This window comes from Bilifractor sp. LCP21S3_A7 (assembly GCF_052118825.1).
In the GTDB taxonomy this organism is placed as follows: Bacteria; Bacillota; Clostridia; order Lachnospirales; family Lachnospiraceae; genus Bilifractor.
On record NZ_JBQKGL010000008.1, the window covers coordinates 168,097 to 175,010 of the forward strand.

A 6,914-nucleotide genomic window follows, 5' to 3' on the forward strand; every position below is an offset into this window, starting at 1 on the left:
GAACTCCTGCTGATCTCTTATTCTTCTTAGTGATCACTTGCTGATTTCTTATTTTTCCTAGTGATCGCTTGCTGATTTCTTATTCTTCTTAGTGATCCCGTATTTCTCTTATTTACGCGAACAGTGAGCCGCAGCCGAATGCGAAGTATTCGTGTGCGGCGAGCGTCGCGATAGCGAGATAAAACTCGCGCAGCGTGTTTTATCTCGTTGCTCTCTTGTTGATCTCTTATTTCTCTTATATCTCTTATTGATGATCCACGCTCCCGGATGCGATATTCCTTGAAAGACTCCGTGCTGTTTCCTGTGCCCCGCGCATGATAGACTCGAAGATTTCCGCGACTGGACGGATTTCCTTCAGCTGTCCGCAGACCTGACCCGCCATCAGCGATCCCTCAGATGTATTTCCATCAAACACCGCTTTTCGAAGAGAACCGAGCGTGAATTTTTCCAGCTCCATCTGTTCAGCTCCCTCTTTTTCCCTGCGGATATACTGCCGGGCCATCTTGTTTTTCAGGATACGGGTCGGCGAATTCACCGTCCGCCCCGTAACAACCGTGGCATTGTCCCCCGCCTTCAGGATTGCTTCCTTGTAATTCTTATGTATCGGACATTCGCTGCTCACCAGAAGGCAGGTTCCCATCTGCGCTCCGCATGCACCGAGAGCAAAAGCAGCCGCAAGCTGTCTTCCGTCCGCAATTCCTCCGGCTGCAATCACCGGAACATCCTCTGGAAGAGCGTCCCGCATCTGGGGCACAAGCGTCATTGTCGTCATCTCACCGACATGGCCTCCGCTCTCCGTTCCCTCTGCGATAATTCCGTCAACGCCGTCCCGTACCAGACGAAGCGCAAGAAGCACACTGGCAGATACCGGAAAAATCAGGCTTCCGCTTTCCTTCCATCTGGAAAGGTATTTTCCGGGGTTTCCCGCACCTGTTGTGATGACGGGGATCTTCTCCCGTGCGACCAGATCCGCCATCTGATCGGTGTCCGGATTCATCAGCATCAGATTTACTCCGAAAGGCTTATCCGTCAGAGAACGGCAGATGTGAATATTTTCTTCCAGTTTTTCAGCATTCATTCCACCTGAGCCGATGATGCCGAGCGCGCCCGCATTCGAGCATGCCGCCGCAAACTCCCCTGTAGCAATATTTGCCATTCCGCCCTGAATAAACGGATATTTTGTTCCTGTTATTTCATTCAGAAATTTCATGTTCTGTGCCTTTCTTCTGTATACATGCCTGCCGCTGACAAAACCACTTTTTCACCTGCGGTCTGCCACAGCCAGGCTGACCTCTGACCTTTTTCCCGCCGGTTCACTATACATTGATTCTTCAGAATTCCAGATAGCAGCCTCCCCAGGTAAGACCTGCGCCAAATCCGATGCAGAAGATCCTGGTTCCCGGCTTCAGCATTCCTCTGTCTTTCATGTCTGCCAATGCCAGGGGAATGCTGGCCCCGGACGTATTGCCATATTCCTGCAGATTCATAAAAAACTTCTCCTCCGGAAGATTTTTCTGTTTCCGAACATAGTCGATAATTCTGCTGTTTGCCTGATGACAGACGATGTAGTCAATCTCTTCCGCAGGGACTTTGCTCTGTTCCGCCATCTGATCGATCTCGGCAGCAAGTACACGCACCGCAAAGCGGAATACCTTCCTGCCATCCATCCTGAGATAGCCGTCTTTCATGATTCCTGCCGCATACGATTCCATAATCTGAAGCGGGTTTTCGGATACAATCCTTTTTCCCCTGTACTCCATGGCTGGGATCTGGTTTCTTCCGACGGTATGCGCATAGAGAGCACTGCGGTCTCCCTCCGCTGCAGTGTGGCAGAAAAATCTTTTTTGAGACGAGCCGCGCACAATCGCCGCAGCCGCTCCGTCGCCAAACAGCACACTCACGGATCTCTCCGAGAAATCCAGCATCTTGGAGAGCTGTTCTCCTCCGATCATCAGCGCGTACTTCCGCTCTGACCGGCAGGCGGCTTCCGCATTCATCAGCGAATAAATCAGCTGGAGTCCATACACAAATCCCGAACACGCCGCATTAATGTCAAATGCGGGAACACCGCCCGGAATTCCAATATTCTCCTGTACGGCACAGGCTACGGACGGAACCATGTAATCCGTGGTGCAGGTTGCACAGATCACAAGTCCGACTTCCTCCGGGGCGATGCCGGCGTCCTCCATGGCCTTCCGGGACGCCTCCGTCGCCAGATCCGTGAGGCTTTCCTCACCTGTGCAAAAATGCCGCGACACAATACCGGTTCTGCTGCGGATCCACTCATCTGAAGTATCCATATATTGCCTGAGATCCTCGTTAGTCAGTCTGGTTTCCGGCACTGCCTTTCCCAGACCAATGATTTCAATACCATTCATATGTCTGTATGATTTCCTGTCTTTTTTCTTTTCCGCATGCCGCCATCTGTTCCATATCAGCTTCTCTAGCCGATTTCACGGTATTTCCGGTATCTTTGCTCCACAAGAGAATCGCGATCCTCTTCTTCCAGCTTTTCAAGCTCCGTCTCCAGATTTTCCCGGAGAATCCGGCACATTCCCGGAAGATCCCGCTGCGCACCGCCTTCCGGCTCCGGAATCACACGATCGGCAATTCCCTGATTCAGAAGGTCTTCCGCGGTCATCCTCATAACCTCCGCGGCTTCCCTGCATTTCGAGGCATCCTTCCAGAGAATACTGGCAAATCCTTCCGGAGATAACACCGAATACACGGCATTCTCCAGCATCCATATCTCATCTCCGACACCGATTGCCAGGGCTCCTCCGCTGTTTCCTTCCCCGGTGACAATGCTGATCACCGGAACTCTAAGCGCACTCATAGCCGCAAGATTTTCGGCAATCGCCGCGCTCTGCCCGTTTTCCTCCGCCTCTTTCCCGGGATAAGCCCCCGGCGTATCGATAAAGGTTACGACCGGACGTCCGAACTTTTCAGCTTCCTTCATCAGGCGCAGTGCTTTCCGGTATCCCTGGGGCTCCGGCATTCCGAAGTTGCATTTCATGTTCTCGGCCAGATTTTTGCCTTTTCTGTGTCCGATCACCGTAACCGGTTTACCATTCAGGAGTCCGATACCCCCGAGAATCGCAGGATCCTCTTTTCCGGTCCGGTCTCCGGAGAGCTCAAGAAATTCTTCAAAGATCCCCTCGATATAATCCGTGATCTTCGGGCGGTTCTTGTCTCTCACGAGCCGCACCCGGTCATATGCGCCGGGCTTACCGGGCTCATCCATCTTCGGTGTGGCTTCCGTATATAAAGATGCCGTCTCCGCAGAATCCGCTGACTCTCCCATGCCTGCAGCTTCCGGCTTCCCTGACACGGCAGTCTTCTCCGAAGCTTCGGTATCTGCGAGTACGGTGTCCTCGCAAGTTCCGGCATTCCGGTTCCCGTCCTCCCGCTCCTGTACAGATTCTCCGTCTCCGTTTCTCTCCGGCTTGAACCCGTGAAGCTTCAGAATCAGGGTGATTTCTTTCTTCTGATCCTGCTTCGGCACAATTTTATCCACGAAGCCATGTTCCAGTTGGAACTCAGACCGCTGAAATCCCTTTGGAAGCTTCTCGCCAATGGTCTGTTCGATCACCCGCGGCCCGGCGAACCCGATCAGCGCACCCGGCTCTGCCAGTGTAATATCACCCAGGCTCGCATAACTCGCGCTCACACCTCCGGTAGTCGGATTCGTCAGCACCGATATATACAGCCCTCCGTGCTCCCGCAGTCGTTCCACCGCGGCACTCGTCTTCGCCATCTGCATCAGGGAAATCATTCCCTCCTGCATTCTCGCTCCGCCACTTGCAGAAAAAATAATCAGCGGAAGTTTTCTCCTGTCCGCTTCTTCAATCGCAATCGTCAGTTTTTCTCCCTCAGCGCTTCCCATGCTGCCCATCATGAAGTTTCTGCTGAGCTCTGCTCCGACTGCCGGAATTCCGTTGATCCTTCCGACTCCCGCGACACATCCCTGCTGTTTCTCCGAGATTTTCCGGTTCTCCTCAAGCTTCCTGTCATACCCGGGAAAACTCAGCGGATCGTCTGTCTTCAGATCCGGCGCAAACTCTTCTGAAAATTTTCCTCCGTCAAAGAGGGCTGTCAGGTGTTCACCGACCGGACGGCGGGCAGTCTTCTTTTCGCGCATCTTCCGGAAACCCAGAAGAGTTTTTCTTCTGCCGAAAAAAATACCGTCCGCCGTGTTGACCCTGGCATCAAGCAATACTGTTCCCAAGATACTCTTACTCATGATTTCTCTGCTCTCCTAAATCGGATCCTATGCTTTCCGGCTTTCTTCACCCCAGCGGATGATGGCATCCGTATTTTTCTCCAGAAATCCCGTATCGACATTCCCGGTCAGAAAATCATTATTAAACAGGATCAGATACAGAAAATCGATGTTCGTGTCGATTCCCTCGACCGTCATTTCCTCAAGCGCAACCCTCATCTTCCGGATCGCCTCAAGCCTTCCCGGCGCATGAACAATCACCTTCGCGATCATCGAATCATAGTACGGGCTTACCGTGCATCCGGAATAAATCGCGCTCTCGATGCGTACCCCGTTGCCGCCAGGAAAATGAACAAAAGGTACATCCCCGGGACACGGAGCGAAGTTCCTCGCGGGATTTTCCGCATTGATCCTGCATTCAATGGCATGCCCGTTCAAATGAATGTCACTCTGCTTGTACCCGAGGGACAGGCCCGCGGCGATCCGGATCTGTTCCCGGATCAGGTCCACGCCTGTCACCTCCTCTGTCACCGGATGCTCCACCTGAATCCTCGTATTCATTTCGATGAAATAGAAATGATTCTCTCTGTCAAGAACGAACTCCACCGTTCCCGCGCTCACGTAGTGAACAGCACGAGCGGCCTTGAGCGCGGCCTTGTGAATTGCTTCCCTCTGTCTGGAATTCAGGATCCTCGCCGGACATTCCTCCATCAGCTTCTGATTCCTCCGCTGCATGGAACAGTCCCGCTCACCAAGCTGAATGATATTACCCTTTGTATCACCCAAAATCTGCACCTCAATGTGATGAGGATGCAGGATGAGTTTCTCAAGATACAGCGATCCGTCTCCGAAGGCAGCTCTCGCTTCCGCCTCCGCGCTTTCAAAGGCGCTCCGGATTTCCGACTCGTCAAAGGCGGTCCGCATTCCTCGTCCTCCGCCTCCTGCCGTAGCCTTGACAAGCACCGGATACCCGACCTTCGCCGCGACCTCCGCCGCTTCCTTCCAGTCTTTCAGAATCCCGTCTGAACCCGGAACCACAGGCACTCCATGCTTTTTCATCAGCGCGCGGGCACTCTGCTTATCTCCCATTTCCCGGATCATCCGAGAGGAAGGACCGATGAAGGTGATCCCGTTCTTCTCACATTTTTCCGCGAAATCCGCATTTTCAGATAAAAATCCATATCCCGGGTGGATGGCATCACAGTGATATGCCTTGGCAGCCTCAATCAGTGCCTCCTGATTCAGGTAGCTTGCGGCCGCCTGCGCAGGACCAATGCAGACAGATTCTGTCGAAAACTGTACCGGAAGGGAATTCCTATCTTCCGAGGAACAGGCAGTCACGGTGTCAATCCCCATTTCCTGACAGCATCGCAGAACCCGCATCGCGATTTCTCCCCGGTTTGCAATCAGTACTTTCTTGAACATCTCAATTCTCCCCGATCGTCATCAGAACAGCGTCATATCCGGTAAAGGCGGCGTCCTTAGCCTTGATCTCCCGAACGATGCCGTCGCACGGAGCAGGGATCTCATTCATCATCTTCATGGCCTCTACCAGTCCGACGATATCCCCCTTCTTCACGCTCTGTCCTTCCTCGACATACGGCTTCTCACCTGGTTTGGATGCCCGGTAAAAAATACCCGCCAGCGGAGCTCTGACGGCAACCGTCTCTTCCGGGCTCCCGCCTTCCCCTCCATCCTTTTCTCCGGCAGAACTGCCTGTCCCGGATCCGGAACCTTTTCCAACCACTTCCGCGGAGTCCGCCGATGCCGTATCCGATTCAGAAGCCGTCCGTCCCGGCGCTGTCCCGGTCTTTGTATCCGTATCCGCATATACTGCCGGCGTTCCTTTCCTGCCGGCCGGCGCAGCAGAGGAATGGCCAGCCCCCGGCTCATTTCTGAATTCAAGAGTTTCTTCCTGTGTCGAATATCGGAATCTGGTCAGCCCCGATTTTCCAAAACTCTCCATCAGTATCTGAAGCTCTTCCACTGTATAACTCATTCCTGCCCTCCAAAATCATCCGGACTTCTGAACGAATGCGACTTCGGCCGGTCTCTTCCAACCCGGTCCGCGCCCCGTATCCTGTCCGTCCGCTCTCAGTCTTCCTTGTGATCCTCAATATATTTCACAACGCTCTCCACCGTATGCAGGTTCGGGAGCTCCTCATCCGGAATCGAAATTCCGAAGTTTTCTTCAAGGGCCATCATCAGCTCAACAACGTCAAGTGAATCTGCCTTCAGATCCTTGAAGAAATCCGATTCCGGGCGAATCTCGTCACCGTCAAAGCTCAGTGTGTCGATGATAATCTCTTTTACCTTTTCAAATGTATCCATTTTCATTCTCCTTATCGTCCTAGTGTCAATTACCTTTAATTATTTAGTTAAATAATTTTAGGTTTTTGTTTCGAGGGTTACTATACTGCTGCACAATGCAGATGTCAATATATTTCAAATTATTTATTTAAATATTTTTAAGTATAAAGGGACAAAAACGTGATATAACACGCTGCGCGAGTTTTATCTCGCTATCGCGACGCTCGCCGCACACGAATACTTCGCATTCGGCTGCGGCTCACTGTTCGCGTAAATCGCCGCCACCCGTGAAACGGGTGGTTCGGTCCGGGCTATAAGCCCGTGTTGCTAGGCCAGCGTCTCAAGGCGCTGGCTTTCACTTTATGGCTACGGGAAGTTTCTT

The 6,914-nt window shown here is 52.6% G+C and carries 6 protein-coding genes; all 6 read right to left on the reverse strand.

The window, feature by feature from the left end:
- Window positions 1-244: 244 nt before the first annotated feature.
- The 6 genes from ACTQ1O_RS09210 to acpP all read right to left on the reverse strand — a co-directional run bounded on the left by ACTQ1O_RS09210 (window position 245) and on the right by acpP (window position 6,553).
- Complete coding sequence (locus ACTQ1O_RS09210; protein ID WP_441487026.1) at window positions 245-1,210, reverse strand: nitronate monooxygenase; 966 nt, start codon at window positions 1,208-1,210, stop codon at window positions 245-247.
- Between the two features lie 121 nt (window positions 1,211-1,331).
- Window positions 1,332-2,378: a beta-ketoacyl-ACP synthase III gene (locus tag ACTQ1O_RS09215; protein ID WP_441487027.1), complete on the reverse strand. Its 1,047-nt coding sequence runs from the start codon at window positions 2,376-2,378 to the stop codon at window positions 1,332-1,334.
- A 65-nt stretch (window positions 2,379-2,443) separates the two neighbouring features.
- Window positions 2,444-4,243, reverse strand: coding sequence for an acetyl-CoA carboxylase carboxyltransferase subunit alpha (locus ACTQ1O_RS09220; RefSeq protein ID WP_441487028.1), 1,800 nt, complete (start codon window positions 4,241-4,243; stop codon window positions 2,444-2,446).
- Window positions 4,244-4,270: 27 nt separating this feature from the next.
- Window positions 4,271-5,647, reverse strand: a complete 1,377-nt coding sequence (gene accC / locus ACTQ1O_RS09225) for an acetyl-CoA carboxylase biotin carboxylase subunit (RefSeq protein ID WP_441487029.1) — start codon at window positions 5,645-5,647, stop codon at window positions 4,271-4,273.
- Window position 5,648: 1 nt separating this feature from the next.
- On the reverse strand, window positions 5,649-6,221 hold the full coding sequence (locus ACTQ1O_RS09230; protein ID WP_441487030.1) for an acetyl-CoA carboxylase biotin carboxyl carrier protein: 573 nt from the start codon (window positions 6,219-6,221) through the stop codon (window positions 5,649-5,651).
- A 95-nt stretch (window positions 6,222-6,316) separates the two neighbouring features.
- Window positions 6,317-6,553, reverse strand: a complete 237-nt coding sequence (acpP, locus tag ACTQ1O_RS09235; RefSeq protein WP_441099661.1) for an acyl carrier protein — start codon at window positions 6,551-6,553, stop codon at window positions 6,317-6,319.
- Window positions 6,554-6,914: the final 361 nt, after the last annotated feature.

Coding starts and splice junctions, on each gene's coding strand:
- acpP (WP_441099661.1), bottom strand. CDS start 6,553: ATGGATACATTTGAAAAGGTAAAAGAGATTATCATCGACACACTGAGC.
- ACTQ1O_RS09210 (WP_441487026.1), bottom strand. CDS start 1,210: ATGAAATTTCTGAATGAAATAACAGGAACAAAATATCCGTTTATTCAG.
- accC (WP_441487029.1), bottom strand. CDS start 5,647: ATGTTCAAGAAAGTACTGATTGCAAACCGGGGAGAAATCGCGATGCGG.
- ACTQ1O_RS09215 (WP_441487027.1), bottom strand. CDS start 2,378: ATGAATGGTATTGAAATCATTGGTCTGGGAAAGGCAGTGCCGGAAACC.
- ACTQ1O_RS09220 (WP_441487028.1), bottom strand. CDS start 4,243: ATGAGTAAGAGTATCTTGGGAACAGTATTGCTTGATGCCAGGGTCAAC.
- ACTQ1O_RS09230 (WP_441487030.1), bottom strand. CDS start 6,221: ATGAGTTATACAGTGGAAGAGCTTCAGATACTGATGGAGAGTTTTGGA.